The sequence below is a fragment of the Pseudomonas tolaasii NCPPB 2192 genome, assembly GCF_002813445.1.
In the GTDB taxonomy this organism is placed as follows: domain Bacteria; phylum Pseudomonadota; class Gammaproteobacteria; order Pseudomonadales; family Pseudomonadaceae; genus Aquipseudomonas; species Aquipseudomonas tolaasii.
The window spans coordinates 3,167,843-3,183,373 of the sequence record NZ_PHHD01000001.1; the positions used below are offsets into that span (position 1 = coordinate 3,167,843).

Annotated in this window: 16 protein-coding genes; 9 read left to right on the top strand and 7 right to left on the bottom strand. The window is 61.1% G+C overall.

All coding sequences use genetic code 11. The features are described 5' to 3' along the window. The first annotated feature begins 81 nt into the window (after positions 1–81). Together ATI14_RS14730 and ATI14_RS14735 are read left to right on the top strand one after the other, a co-directional pair. Positions 82–1,014: a D-2-hydroxyacid dehydrogenase gene (locus ATI14_RS14730; RefSeq protein WP_016971379.1), complete on the top strand. Its 933-nt coding sequence runs from the start codon at positions 82–84 to the stop codon at positions 1,012–1,014. Positions 1,015–1,154: 140 nt separating this feature from the next. Then, positions 1,155–4,685: an OspG family effector kinase gene (locus ATI14_RS14735; protein WP_231124399.1), complete on the top strand. Its 3,531-nt coding sequence runs from the start codon at positions 1,155–1,157 to the stop codon at positions 4,683–4,685. Positions 4,686–4,739: 54 nt separating this feature from the next. On the opposite strand, the gene ATI14_RS14740 is transcribed toward ATI14_RS14735, so the two are convergent. Further along, positions 4,740–5,324, bottom strand: a complete 585-nt coding sequence (locus tag ATI14_RS14740) for a nitroreductase family protein (RefSeq protein WP_016971381.1) — start codon at positions 5,322–5,324, stop codon at positions 4,740–4,742. Positions 5,325–5,478: 154 nt separating this feature from the next. Here ATI14_RS14740 and ATI14_RS14745 point away from each other — a divergent pair, with 154 nt between their 5' ends. Together ATI14_RS14745 and ATI14_RS14750 are read left to right on the top strand one after the other, a co-directional pair. Then, on the top strand, positions 5,479–5,928 hold the full coding sequence (locus tag ATI14_RS14745) for a YcgN family cysteine cluster protein (protein ID WP_016971382.1): 450 nt from the start codon (positions 5,479–5,481) through the stop codon (positions 5,926–5,928). Between the two features lie 13 nt (positions 5,929–5,941). Next, positions 5,942–7,162 (top strand): hypothetical protein, encoded by a 1,221-nt coding sequence (locus tag ATI14_RS14750; RefSeq protein WP_016971383.1) that lies wholly within the window; start codon positions 5,942–5,944, stop codon positions 7,160–7,162. A gap of 158 nt (positions 7,163–7,320) precedes the next feature. On the opposite strand, the gene ATI14_RS14755 is transcribed toward ATI14_RS14750, so the two are convergent. The 3 genes from ATI14_RS14755 to ATI14_RS14765 all read right to left on the bottom strand — a co-directional run bounded on the left by ATI14_RS14755 (position 7,321) and on the right by ATI14_RS14765 (position 8,753). Next, positions 7,321–7,671, bottom strand: a complete 351-nt coding sequence (locus ATI14_RS14755; protein ID WP_016971384.1) for a YgaP family membrane protein — start codon at positions 7,669–7,671, stop codon at positions 7,321–7,323. 68 nt (positions 7,672–7,739) lie between these two features. After that, positions 7,740–8,207 (bottom strand): RNA methyltransferase, encoded by a 468-nt coding sequence (locus tag ATI14_RS14760; protein WP_016971385.1) that lies wholly within the window; start codon positions 8,205–8,207, stop codon positions 7,740–7,742. 171 nt (positions 8,208–8,378) lie between these two features. Further along, on the bottom strand, positions 8,379–8,753 hold the full coding sequence (locus ATI14_RS14765; RefSeq protein WP_016971386.1) for a YajD family HNH nuclease: 375 nt from the start codon (positions 8,751–8,753) through the stop codon (positions 8,379–8,381). 151 nt (positions 8,754–8,904) lie between these two features. On the opposite strand from ATI14_RS14765, the gene ATI14_RS14770 reads away from it, so the two are divergent. Continuing rightward, a complete protein-coding gene (locus ATI14_RS14770; protein WP_016971387.1) occupies positions 8,905–9,825 on the top strand; it encodes a ParB/Srx family N-terminal domain-containing protein in 921 nt (306 codons plus the stop codon). Between the two features lie 124 nt (positions 9,826–9,949). Here the strand turns inward: ATI14_RS14770 and ATI14_RS14775 are convergent, their stop codons facing one another. Next, positions 9,950–10,636: a spermidine synthase gene (locus tag ATI14_RS14775; RefSeq protein ID WP_016971388.1), complete on the bottom strand. Its 687-nt coding sequence runs from the start codon at positions 10,634–10,636 to the stop codon at positions 9,950–9,952. Positions 10,637–10,714: 78 nt separating this feature from the next. Here ATI14_RS14775 and ATI14_RS14780 point away from each other — a divergent pair, with 78 nt between their 5' ends. Then, positions 10,715–10,999 (top strand): hypothetical protein, encoded by a 285-nt coding sequence (locus ATI14_RS14780; RefSeq protein WP_026083034.1) that lies wholly within the window; start codon positions 10,715–10,717, stop codon positions 10,997–10,999. Here the strand turns inward: ATI14_RS14780 and ATI14_RS14785 are convergent. Then, the gene (locus tag ATI14_RS14785) at positions 10,996–11,469 is read right to left on the bottom strand and encodes a cyclic nucleotide-binding domain-containing protein (protein WP_016971390.1); all 474 of its coding nucleotides are present in this window, start codon (positions 11,467–11,469) and stop codon (positions 10,996–10,998) included. The genes ATI14_RS14780 and ATI14_RS14785 overlap by 4 nt on opposite strands. Positions 11,470–11,538: 69 nt before the next feature. Next, positions 11,539–13,581 (bottom strand): S9 family peptidase, encoded by a 2,043-nt coding sequence (locus tag ATI14_RS14790; RefSeq protein ID WP_016971391.1) that lies wholly within the window; start codon positions 13,579–13,581, stop codon positions 11,539–11,541. A 90-nt stretch (positions 13,582–13,671) separates the two neighbouring features. Here ATI14_RS14790 and ATI14_RS14795 point away from each other — a divergent pair, with 90 nt between their 5' ends. Genes ATI14_RS14795 through ATI14_RS14805 form a run of 3 tightly spaced genes read left to right on the top strand, consistent with a single transcriptional unit; the run spans position 13,672 to position 15,497 of the window. Then, positions 13,672–14,136, top strand: coding sequence for a hypothetical protein (locus ATI14_RS14795; protein ID WP_016971392.1), 465 nt, complete (start codon positions 13,672–13,674; stop codon positions 14,134–14,136). 30 nt (positions 14,137–14,166) lie between these two features. After that, the gene (locus ATI14_RS14800) at positions 14,167–14,943 is read left to right on the top strand and encodes a class II glutamine amidotransferase (RefSeq protein ID WP_016971393.1); all 777 of its coding nucleotides are present in this window, start codon (positions 14,167–14,169) and stop codon (positions 14,941–14,943) included. Positions 14,944–14,954: 11 nt separating this feature from the next. Then, a complete protein-coding gene (locus ATI14_RS14805; protein ID WP_016971394.1) occupies positions 14,955–15,497 on the top strand; it encodes a DUF2937 family protein in 543 nt (180 codons plus the stop codon). Positions 15,498–15,531: the final 34 nt, after the last annotated feature.

The following is a 15,531-nucleotide window of genomic DNA, read 5'->3' on the forward strand; positions in this document are numbered from 1 at the left end:
TCATCCAGGAAAACGTATTCGTTTGGCGGTGGCCGTAAGGAAGCGGGCGGCCGTCTGCACTGTTTTTGAAAGGTTTGAACCATGCGTGTTCTGATTGCTGAACAGGATCACCCGCTCTACGCCCAACTGCTGAGTGAAGCGGCACCGGACCTGGAAGTCTTGACCAGCGGTGACTCGGCCGAGTTGTCGCGCCTGGCCGCTGACTGCCCGATCTGGCTCGGCCAGCCCGACCTGCTCGCCACCCTGTTGCGCCAGGGGCACACGCCGCAATGGCTGCAATCGACCTGGGCCGGCATCACGCCGCTGCTCGCCGACGGCTTGCCCCGCGATTATCGTCTGACCCGTGCGGTGGGGATCTTTGGCCAGGTCATGGCCGAGTTCGTGCTCACCTACATGCTCGGCCACGAACGCGAAGTGCTGGCGCGGCTGGTCAGCCAGGTCGAGCGCAAATGGGACAACCGCATGGGCCAGAGTCTGGCGGGGCGCAAGGCGTTGATCGTGGGCACCGGTGACATTGGCCAGAGTGTTGCGGACTTTTTGCTGCCGTTTGGCGTGAAGCTGTACGGCATTGCCAGCACTGCGCGTGAGCAGGCGCCGTTTATTGAAGTGGCCGGGCTGGATCAACTGGGCCGCCTGGTGGGCGAGGTGGATTACGTCATCAACCTGTTGCCCAACACGCCAAACACCCACGACCTTTACGACGCGGCGCTGTTCAAGCAATTCAAGCCGACCGGGCTGTTCATCAATGTCGGGCGCGGTGTGGCGGTGGTCGACGCTGATCTGGTCGAGGCCCTGAAAGAAGGGCACCTGGCGGGCGCGGTGATCGATGTGTGCCGCCAGGAGCCCTTGCCCCAGCGCCATCCATTCTGGACCGCCTGGGGCCTGCTGCTGACCGGGCACAGCTCGGCGCCGACGTCGCCTTCGATGATGGTAGCGTTGTTTGTGCAGAACTTGCGCGCCTATCAGGCCAAGGAAGCGTTGCGCGGCGAGGTGAGCTTCGAGCGCGGCTACTGAGGCTGCCCCTCTTACGGCCGACATAAAACCTGACAATCAGGCTGGAACCTTGTCCCTGGGGTTGACACCCAGTGAGCGCGGGGCATGCGCAAGCGCTGCGCCCCGCAGGACGAATTTCTCAGCTATGGACAGGTATCTTTATGACGGTTGTCATGCCCCCGAGCGCCTCTGTGCGCTCTGTTTCTTCTATTAACCCTGCTACACAGAACCCACCGGTTATCGCCAATCAGGTTCATTCTTCTGCCCCGCAAAGGATGCAGGCAGGGTTGAACAACCCGGCGGCCTTGAAAACCGCATTTGGCGATAGTTGTGACTGGAAAACGCTGGCGAAAAAACTTCAGGCAATCACGGTTGCCCTGAACCAGCAGTTTCCTGACGCCGGTCAGGCGCGCGGTGAAGCCCTGGCTGCCGAGCTGGCTACGCGCCTGAAGCACACCACAATTCCCGTCTGCGAGGACTCCACCTACTATCGACAGCACGCATTGACACCCGCCAGCGTGGTCAGCCTTGAGCAGTACCTCAAGGGCAGCCACTTGAAGGTGCCCGGCTCCAGGGCCGAACTGATCGAATTGTCTGCCCTGATCACCCAGCGGTCTCAGGTGCACCCGTTGGGTAATTTCAGTGGTGCGCTGTCCTGGCCCGTGCCGCTTGGCACGCAGGGGCGACGCACGATTGCCGAGCTGTTGCAAAGCGATCGCTCCGGGTTGCCCGGCCTGCCGTTGGCGGATGCGCGCAAGGGCGCGCTGGGTTATCTGCTCAGTGGCAGCGCTGTATCCGATGAGGATTTAAAAACGCCGACCATCGCCATTGAAAAATTGCTCGGCACGCTCAAGGCTCAGACGTTGGGGTTGGCCATTCAGACCGAGCTGGGTGGTTTTGCGACCGACAGCAGCTTGAACGAGTACCTCTTGGCGGCGGTTCAGTTGGGGTTGGACCCCGAGTCCTGTGACACGCCTGCTCGCAACAGCGTGGCGGGTTTTGACCTTGGGCACCGTCAGCACACAGGGCAACGCCCTTCGACGATAATCGATAACCTCAGCCGGCACTTGCTGGAAAAAGGCCGGGTGACGGCACAAACCGCAACCCTGGGCGCGCGGCTGTTGCTGGCCAGATCGGCCCCGGCATTTCTGGTCAAGGACATCCCCGCCAGCGTGACCTATGGCAGCCTGACCTGGACCCAATTGGCCATGGCCACCGCCAGGATTGAAGCGGATTCGCCAGGACGTGCGCTGAATCTCAGTTATGCCGAAGTGCTCGCATTTGCCGAACAGGTCGACACGAGTGAGTCTTCGCTTCAAAGCATTCAGCAAAATGCGCTTGCAGATTGGGGGTGGGCCAACGGTTTGCTGGCAACCCACACGCCCCGCACGTCCGAGATAGACACTGTGCGGGTTGAATACAATCGTCAAATGGAGGCGTTGAGGGCGGCAAGCAGCCTGGCACAAACATCCATTCCTGACCGTCGGAAGATGGCGCTGGACGTGCTCAAGGCGGCATTTCCTGCGCTTGACCCCAAGCTGTTCGAGGCGCCCAGCCTTGTGAAGGTATTTCGAATCGAGGGTGGTGGCGGTCGGTTTCCAGGAATGCGCTCGATGCTGGATATCGTCATGAATGGCGGCGTATTGGGGGCTAACGAGCACTGGTTCTCACGGGACGGGCGGATTCCGGTCGCAAGGTTCTGTGCCTTGTATGAAGCAGGCAAGCTGGACGTCGCCAAGCCCTTCAAGGCGGACTATGACCAGGCGATCACGTTGATCGAGAAGGGGCATCAGGGACTGGCCCAATACCTGATCTCCACCCTGGCGCCCCAGGACCGGAAAAACCTTGAATACGGGCAGTTGGAGTTTTTTCACACCAATGAGTACACGATGGCTGGGGACCTGTTTTCCAAACCCAGCCTCAGAACGCGAGGGCATACCTTGCGGGTCAAAACCACGCTCAACGGCGAAGTGAATATTTATGAGGTAGACACCAGAAACGCCCGCGTCGAAAAACAGAATTATTGGATAAACCGTTACACACCGCCTTATACGGACACAAAACTGCACCAGAGAGAAGCCAACGTCATCAGTAAAACGGTGCTGTTTGATCCCTTCAAGGTTGAGCTGGATCAAGCCAGGGAGAAGCCGGTTCCTGCTGTGGCCGTGCCCAGGTTCGGCTCGTCGCGCAGTGACTATATTGGCCGGGTGTTCGCCAGCTCTCTCGATTTGCACAATGCCGATTTATTGCAGCAGGCCAGAGGTATTACCTCCTTCGACGAGGACACCGCGACCAGTCAGGCCGTCGGCGAGTTTTTCCTGAACCTCATTCCTCTGCGGTCCGCCATCGTCAACTTCAGCAACGGTAACGTCGCCGACGGGTTGCTCGACCTGAGCCTGGATTTCATTGGCTTGGTCACGCTGGGTGCCGGCAAGGCTGTGCAAGCGGGTAAAGCCTTTTCAAAAGGTCTATCCACCTCCCGCGGATTGGCAAAGGCCACGCGATTTGTAGGCGCTGCAGCCATCGAGGCATTCAACCCCTTGAGTGGGGCCGGTGATTTGGCTGTGGGGGTCGGCGGGCTTGTCAAAAAAGGCAGCCGTCTGCTGATCTCCAAAGGTGCGACGGGCGTGCATCGGCTGAGGGGCGCAAGCCGTAGCTACGATTTGCTCAAAGCCGCGAGCCGGCAACATGGCGCCGCTGCAATAGGCACCTTCAGGCTGGCGGGCGATACCGTCGAAGGCGGGGCGGTTTTACATAAGGGCCAGTGGTACGCGCTGGATGTGAAAAAACTGCGCCCCTATGGCAGCCCGCTTGAAGCGTTTGCGCCCGACACCCACGCGATAACCGGCGTGATTCAGGCGAAGAGCATCCCGCGAGGTGCTGAGTTAGACAACACGCTGCATACCGCTTTCAAGGTGCCGGAGTCGACGATCAGCGGCCTGCCGCGCAACAGCCAGGGCGTTTATACGGCGGCGAATGGACATTCTTCCTATATACGCCATACCGATCACCTGGGGCATCGGTCGGTGTATGAAGTGCGGCAAATCAGCCGTACCGAAGACGGAATTGTCCAGGCGCGGGTTTATCACAACAATCGGCAAACCGAGCTGCTAATGCAGCGTGTTCAGGGTGACCAGTGGCAACGCCTGGGCGCGAAGGGCGGTTATCCCCACCGGGTAAACAGTGATTGTGGACGGCAGGTTGGTTCCGGCGCCGAGGCTGTGGTGTATGAGAGCCTCGATGGGAGCAGTGTGTATAAATGCTTCGACACCGAGGTCGAGTCATTTGATATCAATGCAGTCATCATTCAAGCCGATGCCTTGAACCTTTACTACGGAGAAGGTTTTGCCGAGGCGTTCACCAGCATGGGCGACGCCTATATCAAAATGAAAAAGCTCGATGGCGTCAGCCTTGCCAGTCTTCAGCCCACTGGTTTGCCGGTGCAGACGCGCAGCCTTTTGGATGATGCAATCAAATCAATGGAGGAAAAAAACATTTTTCAGGGAGATTTGCACTTGGGCAATTTTTTGTATTCGGCCCGCGACAAGAAAATTTACCCGATCGATATCAGCCCCAAGACACGTAGCGACCTCACTATCGGTGACCCCGTGCCGGAGGACGTTATGGATGACTACGATCTGTATAAGGCGAGTTTGTACAACGACTTCAACAGGTTGTTGATAGCTCCGTAGTCACACGGCTGCGTGCCGGCGGTGAGCCATGACTGGATCCCCGCCGGCAATGCGTTACAGGCTGAAATCACCTTCCGACACCAGCTCGCTCAGCGGTTTGCGCGGGCTCGGCGCTTCACGGCCTTGCAGGTACTCCGGCAAGGTCGACTTGTCACCCAGCTTGCCCACGGCCACGGCGGCGTGCAGGGCATAACCTTCGGGGATTTTCAGTTCTTGACGGGTCAGTTCCTGATCGAATCCGGCCATGCCGTGGGTGTGCCAGCCGCTGAGGCTGGCTTGCAGCGCCAGGTGGCCCCAGGCCGAGCCGGTGTCGAAGGTGTGCCATAGCGCCGGGGTTTCTTCGGTGGCGCCGGGGGCGGTGAAGTCGGTTTTCGAGGCGATGATCACCAGGGCCGAGGCGTGCTGCGCCCAGTTGCGGTTGAATTCATTGAGCAGGCCCAGGAAGCGTTCCCAGTCCGGCGTGTCGCGGCGCGCGTAGAGAAAACGCCATGGCTGCGAGTTGTAGGCCGACGGCGCCCAGCGCGCGGCTTCGAAAAAGCTCAGCAGGGTGTCCTTCGGGATGCTCTCGCCGGTAAAGGCGCGGGGCGACCAGCGTTCGGTGAACTGGGTGTGGATCGGATAATCGGCAACACGTGTCATGGAGCAGTTCCTGATCGTCAATTCGGCGTTCAAAGCTACTGCGCGCCCACTAGACTGACAAGTGTTGTTACACCGCAGGTCGCAAGCGCTTGGCCCCACGGCCCTGTGGCACTAGACTGGCGGCCTTTTCACCTACCGATACTGATGCAGAGCCATGGCCGCCAAAGTCGAACCTTTCTGGATACGCAAAACCCTCGAACACCTCGATCAGGAGGAGTGGGAGTCGTTGTGCGACGGCTGTGGCCTGTGCTGCCTGCAAAAACTTGAGGATGAAGAGGACAACAGCGTCTATTACACCCGCATCGCCTGCAAGCTGCTGGACCTGAAAACCTGCCAGTGCACCGACTACCCCAACCGTCGTGCGTCGGTGCCCGATTGCATCCAGCTCACCCCCGGTCAGGCCGACCAATTCAAATGGCTGCCGCCGACCTGCGGCTACCGCCTGGTCAGCGAGCGCAAGGACCTGCCGTTGTGGCATCACCTGGTGTGCGGCGACCGCGATGCCGTGCACCATGAACGCATTTCCCAGTCCGGGCGCATGCTCAGCGAAGGCAGCGTGCCCGAAGACGACTGGGAGGATTACCTGATCTTCCGCGCGGGCTGAAAAAGGAATGGGCATGAGGGTGGGAGTCAAGCTGGCCGCAAGCCTGATATTGCTGAGCCTGAGCGGGCACGGTTGGTGCGCGAAGAAAGTCGACCTGGATTATCACGTCAAGCTGCTGCCGCAGTCCGAGCAGGCCGAAGTGCGTGTGAGCCTGTCCCACGGCTCGGCGGTGCGCAGCCTGGACTTCGACCTCGGCCGTGCCGGTGACTACAGCGACTTCAAGGCCGACGGCCAGTGGAAAGTCACCGGCAGCCGTGGCCTGTGGCAGCCCGGCACCGACGCGGCCAGCCTGACTTACCGCGTACGCCTGACCCACGCGCGCAAACCCGGCGTCTATGAGGCGCGGATGACGCCGGGTTGGGCGCTGTTTCGCGGCGAAGACCTGGTGCCGCCCGCGCGGCTCGACCAGCAGGACGGCGCCGAGCTGGTCTCGCGGCTGATATTCGAATTGCCTGCCGGCTGGAAAAGCGTCGAAACCGCCTGGCCGCGTATCGGCAAGTACAAGTTCCGCATCGACAACGTCTCGCGCCTGTTCGACCGGCCCACCGGCTGGATGCTCGCCGGCAACCTGGGCAGCCGTCGCGTGCGCCTGGGCGAGACCGAAGTCACCGTGGCCTCGCCCAAGGGCCAGGCCATGCGCCGTATGGATGTGCTGACGTTGCTGACCTTCGTGTGGCCGCAAATCGAGGCGGCGTTTCCGCGCCACCCGGCGAAGTTGCTGGTGGTCGGCGCCAGTGACCCGATGCGTCGCGGCGTGTTTTCATCGCGCGATTCGATCTACCTCAACAGCCGCACGCCACTGGTCAGTGAAAATGGCAGCAGCCCGTTGATCCGCGAAGTGGTACAGGCCATCGGCCGTTTCAATGACCATGACAGCAGTGACTGGATCAGCGAAGGGCTGGGCGAGTATTACGCCATCGAACTGGTGCGCCGCGCGGGTGGCATCACCGATGAACGGTATGCGGCGATCCAGGCGCGGTTGGGCAAGGAGGGCAAGGGCGTCACCACGTTGCGTGGCGAACATGTCAGCCCGGCCGCCGTGGCGCAGGCAGTATTGCTGTTGCAGGAACTGGACCGCGAGATCCGCGTGAAAACCCACAACAAGCGTTCGCTCGATGACCTGGCGCAGGCGGTGATGCGGGCGAACAGCACCACCACACCGGAGTTTGTGCAACTGGCCGAAAGCATTATTGGCGAGTCTTCAGTGGTGTTGGATAACAAGCTGTTGCGCTGAGTCCCAAACCCTACACAAAACAAAATGTGGGAGCTGGCTTATGTGGGAGCTGGCTTGCCTGCGATAGCATCACCCAGGTCTGACAGACCCACCGAGTTGCCTGTATCGCAGGCAAGCCAGCTCCCACATTTGGATCTCAACCAGTTTGGAGAAGGGTTTCAGGCTGGGGTTTTGGTGGCCTTCTCAGCCGCCACTTCCGCCTTGGTCTTCAAGTTCTTCAGCTCCGCCCCCGCGCGTTCGATCCTGGTGCGCACGCTGTTCATTTCCTGGCGGCCCTGTTCCAGCTTGTCCTTGAGCGAGCTGTGGCCGGTAAAGCCACGGGCCAGTGCCACGCCGCCGATCGCCACCTGGATCAGCCCGAAGATACCGCCACGGCGCAGGCCTTTGCCGACCATCATCACACCGCCGGCCACCGAGCCGATACGCTCCCAGCCGTGCACGTTCTGGGTAGGCTGTGGCTCGCGCGGGTCGTGTTCGATGATAGGTCGCAGGATTTTGCTGTCGCTCATGATCTGTCTCCAACAAGGGCTATTGATAAGTAGCTGACTGCCCGCCGGCGCCGGATGTTCCGTAAAAATCAGTATTTGGGCCCCGAGCGGGTGTTGTTGCCCTTGGCCAGGCGGTCATAAAGCACCACGTTCACGGTGGCCGCGAGGTTCATGCAACCGGTGGTCGGGATGTAGACCACGTCTTCGCACCAGTCGCGAATCTCTTTGTCCAGTGAACCGTCTTCCGGGCCGAAGATGTACAGCGCGCGGTCGGGGTGGGTGTATTCGGGCAGCGGGCGGGCGCCTTCCACCAATTCCACGGCGACCGGGATGCAACCCAGCGGCAGGATTTTTTTCAGGTCGTCGATGCCGATCAGGGGGATGTCGTGGTGGACTTTTTTGGTGTCGGTAACGAAATCCCGCGCGCGCTCGTAACGCACGCCGGTGTAGAACACCGAGGCCACGCCGTAGCAGCCGGCGGCGCGCATCACCGAGCCAACGTTTTCGGGGGATTTGGGGTTATACAGACCGATGCAGCTGTAGCGTTTATTGCCCACGGGGAAGGGTGCCTTGGAGGAAAAGCCGCGATTATACGGCCTGCAAGTCATGCAGTGCTTGGGGATCGCCATCGCAGGCAAGCCAGCTCCCACATTTGAAGGTATTCACACATTCAAAAGGTGGGAGCTGGCTTGCCTGCGATGAGGCCCGAGCCGGCAAAGAACGTCTAATCAGTCGTCTTTCTTCATCAGACCGGCCAACGCCGCAAACGGGTTATGCGTGGCTTTGGCAATCGACGGGCTGCTGGTGGAGCCTTCGCTGAAGTATTGCTGGTCGGTGTAGCGTGAGTGCTCGTTGTCGTGGCAATACAGGCACAGCAACTCCCAGTTCGAACCATCCTGAGGGTTGTCATCATGATTATGGTTACGGTGATGTACCGTCAGTTCACTCAAGCGTTTGCCGGAAAACTCACGGGTGCAGCGTCCGCACACGTGGGGGTACATTTTCAGGGCTTTGTCGCGGTAGCCCATTTCCCGGTCGCGCTGGGCATCGGCGAGGATGCGGTCCAGCTTGGCGGTATGGGAGGGCGGGTTGGTCGAGCTCATCATGGCTCCTGGCTATTTTGGGGTTCACGGACAGGGTTGATTCTAGCCGCTCGCGCCGCAAATGACCGCTGGCTTTTTCAGCTGCGGTACAGCCTGGCCCTGGCATTCGTTTGTAGTATCGGCTCATTTCATTCACAAGGATCTGAAACCTATGCGTTTGCACACATGGACTGCGGCATTTCTGCTTGGCCTTCTGGCCGCTCAGGCCCAGGCGTTTTCCACGCCAAAGCCGGGCCAGGTGATCGAGGTGGCCCTCGAACAGCTGCACCCCACCCAGGCGGTGGTGGGGTTTGACCAGATTTATTACAGCCTCGGCCTGTTCGCCGACAAACCCGCCAAGGTTTTTGACGAATACTGCGAGACCAACGGCCAGGGTGCTGCCGGCAACGTGCCGAAAAAGGCCGACCTGCACCAACCGTCCAGCTTCACTTGCAAGGACCCGGTGGGCACCCACCCCGACGACATGAAAACCGTGGTGGTCGGCCCCGGCGGCCAACTGTACCTGACCGACGGTCATCACAGCTTCACCACACTGTGGGAAGTGCCCGGCGGCGGCGCGCAGCTGAAGATGTGGGTCAAAGTCACCGACGATTTCAGCAACAGCCCGAACATGGCTACCTTTTGGCAGCGCATGCAGGCGGCGCGCAAGGTCTGGCTCAAGGACAACAAGGGCCAAACCCTGCCGCCCGAGCAATTACCGGCGCACCTGGGTTTCAAGAACCTGCAGGACGACACTTTCCGCAGCCTGGTGTATTTCACGCGCAAGGCGGCTTATGGCAAGCCGGACGATGGCACGATCGCGCCGGAGTTTCTGGAGTTCTACTGGGGTAACTGGCTGCGCAGCCAGATCGATCTGAGCGCGTTCAACCTGAACAAGAAGGGCGGCTATAAAGACGCCATTGAATCGGTGGCCAAGCGTATGGTCAGCCTGGCGCCGAATGCCCAGGTGGGTGACAGCGGTTTCACTGCCCATCAGTTGGGCGGTATGACCCAACTCGACCAGGGCGAGCTGGAAAAAACTTTCGAAAAGAAAGTGCCGTATGTGATCAATTACCGCAAAACCCAACACTGACGCAGTACAAAAACTGTGGGAGCGGGCTTGCCCGCGATTGCGGTGTATCAACCACTGCAGTCTTGACTGATACATCGCTATCGCGGGCAAGCCCGCTCCCACAGGGGATCACCTGTGTCAGTGATCAGCCCTTGAGTTTCTCGGCAATCCAGATCGTGTGCCGGGTGCCTTTGTTGCCATGGGCAAACACTTGTACTTCCTCGGCCTTGAAACCAGCCTTGCGCAGTTTGTCGCTGAACAGCTTGTCGGCGCTGGCCGACCAAACAGCCAGCACGCCTTTGGGGCGCAGCGCCTTGGCGCACGCGGCCAGGCCACCGGTGGAGTACAGCCAACTGTTGGCTTTTTGCGTGAGGCCTTCGGGACCGTTGTCGACGTCGAGCATGATCGCGTCAAAGCCCTGAGGCTCGGCCTGCAGCACCTTGGCCACGTCTTCCAGGCGGATGACGGTGCGCGGGTCCAGCAATGGGCGGCCGGATTTTTCCCCCAGCGGCCCGCGGTTCCACTCCACAACACCCGGCACCAGTTCGGCGACGACGACTTCGGCCGCCTTGCCCAAATGCTTGAGCGCCGAGGCCAGGGTAAAGCCCATCCCCAGCCCGCCGATCAGTACCCGAGAGTTCGGGCGCCCGGCGACCTTGCGGCAGGGAATTTCAGCCAGCGCGTCTTCGGACCCGTGCATGCGTGTGTTCATCAACTGGCCGCCGTCGCCGCCCTGAATCTTGATGACAAAATCCTCACCGTATTCGAACAGGCACAGGGCACCGCCGTTGTCGGGGATCGGGGTGGTGTCCAGCAGAACGAAACGTTTCATGGAAATCTCATTGGGAAGGGCATTCTTGCGCGGTTGGGAGTAGCCTTACGACATTCCGGTCAGGCCATGGAGCCATCGATGAAGTGCAGCATTCTAACGGTCATTGTGCTCGGCGCGCTCACATTGGGCACGGCGCAGGCTCAAGAGGTGCAAACCGTGCCCGTCGCACCCGCGCCAACCCCCGGTGCGCCGGGCACGCCGACGCCGACGTTGTACCCCCAAGTCACCCCGCCCGTCGCGCCCAAGGCTACCGCCAATGGTGCGCCGGCGCTGGTGCCGATTGTGTTGCCCGCACCGCCGAAGGATCAAACGGTGCCCGGCCTGCTGCAAAACGACAGCAAACCCAAAACGCCGGGCGGTTAAAACTGCTGGGAAAGCAGTTGCCCGTCAGCCATGCGCAGGCGTTTGGACAGGGCAATCGCAATCGCCCGGATGATTTTGGCAGCCACTCGCGGCGCTTCGTTGAGCATTTTTTCCAGGGAATCCTTGCCCAGGTTCAACAGCACGCAGTCACTGGCGGCCACGCAACTGGCCGAACGCCGCTCGCCGTCGAGCACGGCCATTTCGCCGAAGGCGCGGCCGCTGCGCAGGGTGGCGATGGTCAGGCGCTGACCCGCGTGGTTGGTTTTTTGCACCGACACTTGGCCGCTGTGGATGATGCACATGAAAGTGCCGGCATCGCCTTCGAGGAAAATCACCTCATCGCGGGCAATGCTGCTGATGTTGAAGTAGCCGGCGGCGACGTGAAAGTCCTCCGGCAACAGAGGGTCGAACAAGCCACAATCCATGAGCATGTCGCGGATTTCGCTGTTCATCAGGGTCGGTAGTGGCATGGCTGTAATCTTGGTCCGTCAATCCAGTAGGGCGGTTCTGTGTTCAGACAAAACCGCCGCACTTAGTTCCTAAATCAGGCCGAGGGCCTTGAACACAAATCCATATTCGAGCGCTACGTCACGTAATCCCTGGTAACGACCGCTCATTCCGCCATGGCCGGCGCCCAGTTCCGTCTTGAGCAGCAGCAGGTTGTCGTCGGTCTTGGTGCTCCGTAATTTGGCCACCCACTTGGCCGCTTCCCAGTACTGCACGCGGCTGTCGTTGTATCCGGCGATCACTAGCAGGTTCGGATAGGCCTGGGCGCTGACGTTTTCATACGGCGCGTAAGCCTTGATGCGCTCATACACCTCGGGCTCTTCGGGGTTGCCCCACTCGTCGTATTCGGTGATGGTCAGCGGCAGTTCCGGGTCGAGCATTGTGTTGAGCACGTCGACAAACGGCACTTCGGCAATGGCTGCCCGGAACAGCTCCGGGCGCTGGTTGAGCACGGCGCCGATCAACAGGCCACCGGCGCTGCCGCCGCTGATCGCCAGTTGTTTGGCAGTGGTCAGGCCCTCGGCGATCACGTGTTCGGCGCAGGCGATAAAGTCGCTGAAGGTGTTCTGTTTGTGCTCCTGCTTGCCGTTGCGGTACCAGGCTTCGCCCAGTTCGCCGCCGCCGCGCACATGGGCGATGGCAAACGCCACGCCCCGGTCCAGCAGGCTCAGGCGCGCATGGGAGAACCACGGGTCGAGGCTGTGGCCATAGGCGCCGTAGCCGTAGAGATACAGCGGCGTGGGTTTGCCGAGTTGATCGCGCTTGACCACCAGGCTGATCGGCACCCGGGTGCCATCGGCGGAGGTGGCCCACAGACGTTGGCTCACGTAGTCATCGGCATTGAACACGCCGAGTACCGGGGTTTCCTTGAGCACCACCTGCGCGCCTGTCACCAGCTCAAGCTGACGCACCTGGGCCGGACGGTTGAGGGCTTCGTAGCGCAGGCGGATCCTGTCGCTGACAAATTCCAGGCTGTTCTGTACGTAGAGGCTGTAGGCGGCGTCAGGCAATTCCACGCGATAAGCAGGTACGCCCTGCGGGTGCACTTCGATCACCGGCAGCCCGCCGATGCGCAGGCTCAGGGTCATGGCGCTGACGTTCAGGCTCACGCCATCGAGCATCACTTCGTCGCTGTGCGGAATCAGGTTCTGCCACTGGTCTTCGGTCGGCACGTTGCCGGTGTCCGGCGCGACGAACAGCGCGTAGTTGATGCCGTCGCGGTTGCTGCGGATAAACCAGGTCCACTCGCCGTCAAGCACGCCGTGGTCCACGTCGTATTCGTGGTCTTCCACCCGTGGCGCCAGGCAAGTGAAGGCCTGCTGCGGCTGGTCGGCGTCCAGCGCCCAGATTTCGCTGGTGGTCTTGCTGCCCAGCGCCAGCAGCAACTGGCGCTCGGAGCTGGAACGGTAGCAATGCAGGAAGAAGCGGCCGTCAGGCTCGTGGAACACTTCCTGCGCCGCTGTGCCGTCCAGGCGGTAGCGATAGAGCTTGTGCGGGCGATGGGTGTCGTCCAGCTCGCCGAAGAACAGGGTCAGGCTGTCGTTGGCCCAGGTCATGCTGCCGTCGCAGTCCTGGAATTCCAGTTCGCTGACCTTGCCGGTCGCCAATTCCTTCACGAACAGGGTGTAGATCTCATCCCCGCTGGTGTCGAGGCTGTAGGCCAGGCGTTGGTGGTCGGGGCTGATGCTGAACGCGCCGAGGGAGAAAAAGCCGCCATTGGCCAGCACGTTCGGGTCCAGCAGCAGTTCTTCGCTGGTCTCGTCCACGGCATGGCTGTCATCCGCCGGGCGGCGGCAGCGGTAGTGGCGGGCGTATTCGTCGCCGGCGGTGGTGCGGGTGTAATACAGGTACGGGCCCCACGGGGAGGGCAGGGACAGGTCGGTTTCGAGGATGCGGCCCTTGATCTCTTCGAACAGGGTTTCGCGCAGCGCCTGCTGGTCGGCGAGTTGCGCTTCCTGCCAGGCGTTTTCGGCCTTGAGGTAGTCCAGCACCTCGGTGCTGTCACGCTCTTGCAGCCAGGCGTATGGATCCTGGCCTGGGGCCTTGTGGGCAATCGGAGCGGTCGATGTAGGCATGGATCCCTCTCTGTCTGGCGGTTTGCCGCAGGCATTGCAGCCGCGACACGCAAAAGCCGTTATCATAGCCGCCTCTTTGCCAGCCTTGCCATGGACACCATGACCGAGAACGACTATCTGATCGCTTGGGGCCTTTACGCCTTCGCCGCTTTGGGCTGCCTGTTGGTATGGTGGCGCATGACCCGCTGGATCTGGCGCTGGCTACGCGAGCCGCTGCAGTTGCTGATGGCGGTGTTGCTGTTCAGCCCGACCATCGTCGACCCGGTAAAGACCCAGTTCGCACCGGCCGTGGCCATTACCGCGCTGGACCTGGTACTGCATGTGGGCAACAACGCCTGGCGGGCCATCTCCGATTTGTTCATGTACACCATGATCGCGCTCGCCGTGTACCTCGTGTTCGTGTTGATCCGCTGGCCCATCGAGCGCGCCGCCAACGCTCGCCGCGAGCGCAAGGCTGCTGCCGACGCGGCCCTGGCCGCCGAGCCGGTGGAAGACGACGAGCCTTTCCGCCGCCCGGCGCCGGTCAGCGGCCGGCGGGTCGAGCCGCGCCTTTAACGTTGTCCGCCCTGCAGCGAGAGCCCTGGCATGTGTGAATTATTGGGCATGAGTGCCAACGTCCCCACCGACATCGTGTTCAGCTTTACCGGGCTGATGCAGCGGGGCGGACGTACCGGCCCCCACCGCGATGGTTGGGGCATCGCGTTTTATGAAGGCCGCGGCCTGCGCCTGTTTCAGGACCCGGCGGCCAGCAGCGAATCGGAAGTCGCGCTGCTGGTGCAGCGTTATCCCATCAAAAGTGAAGTGGTGATCGGCCATATCCGCCAGGCCAATGTGGGCAAGGTCAGCCTGGCCAACACCCACCCGTTCGTGCGCGAGCTGTGGGGGCGCAACTGGTGTTTTGCCCATAACGGCCAATTGGCCGACTTTGCCCCTCGCGCCACCTTCTACCGCCCGGTCGGCGATACCGACAGCGAAGCGGCGTTCTGTGACCTGCTCAACCGCGTGCGCGAAGCCTTCCCGGAGCCGGTGGAAATCGAGCAAGTGCTGCCGGATTTGATCGCCGCCTGTGCCGAATACCGCAGCAAAGGCGTGTTCAACTGCATGCTCAGCGACGGCGACTGGCTGTTTTGCTATTGCTCGACCAAGCTTGCACAAATCACCCGGCGCGCCCCGTTTGGCCCGGCGCGGTTGAAAGATGTCGACGTGATCGTGGATTTTCAGGCCGAAACCACCCCCAATGACGTGGTGACGGTCATCGCCACCGAGCCGTTGACCGACAACGAAAACTGGACCCGCTACGAACCGGGCCAATGGAGCCTGTGGCGACGCGGTGAATGCGTCAGCCAGGGCGTCACCGAGTAAGGATATCGACCATGTTGCTCAGTTATCTGCGGTTGGTGCTGTTTGCCATTGGTTTGTTGGTGGGCGTGCAAGTGCCGGGGTTTATCAACGACTATGCCAAGCGCGTCGAAGCCCATTTGATCGAGGCCCAGACCGGCCTGCGCGGCTTTGAATCCACGGCTCAGCAGTTCTTCAACGGCGATTTGCAGGCGCTGGTGGCGCACTATCGCGCCAGCGATGACCCGGTGTTTCGCAGCGATGCCAACAGCCTGGGCACCTTGCTGGATCGCCAGGTCGCCCTCGACAAGCAATTCCAGGCCATGCAGGGCCCGTGGTACATCCGAGCGCTGCAAGTGGCGGTGGCGGCCGACCCGGACATTCGCCGGGAAACCTGGAACGGTTACAGCTACCAGATTTTGCTGACGCCTGAGGCCATGGGCTGGGGGTTGGGCGGGGCGATGCTGTTGTCGTTCGGGCTGGAATGCCTGTTCCGCTTGATCGACTGGGTGGTGTTGGGCGGCAAGCGCCTGCGCCAGAGCCGGCCCATCGAAGAGCGGGACCTCAAGGGGCTTTAAAGACCAATGCGGTCAAAAATGTGGGAGCTGGCTT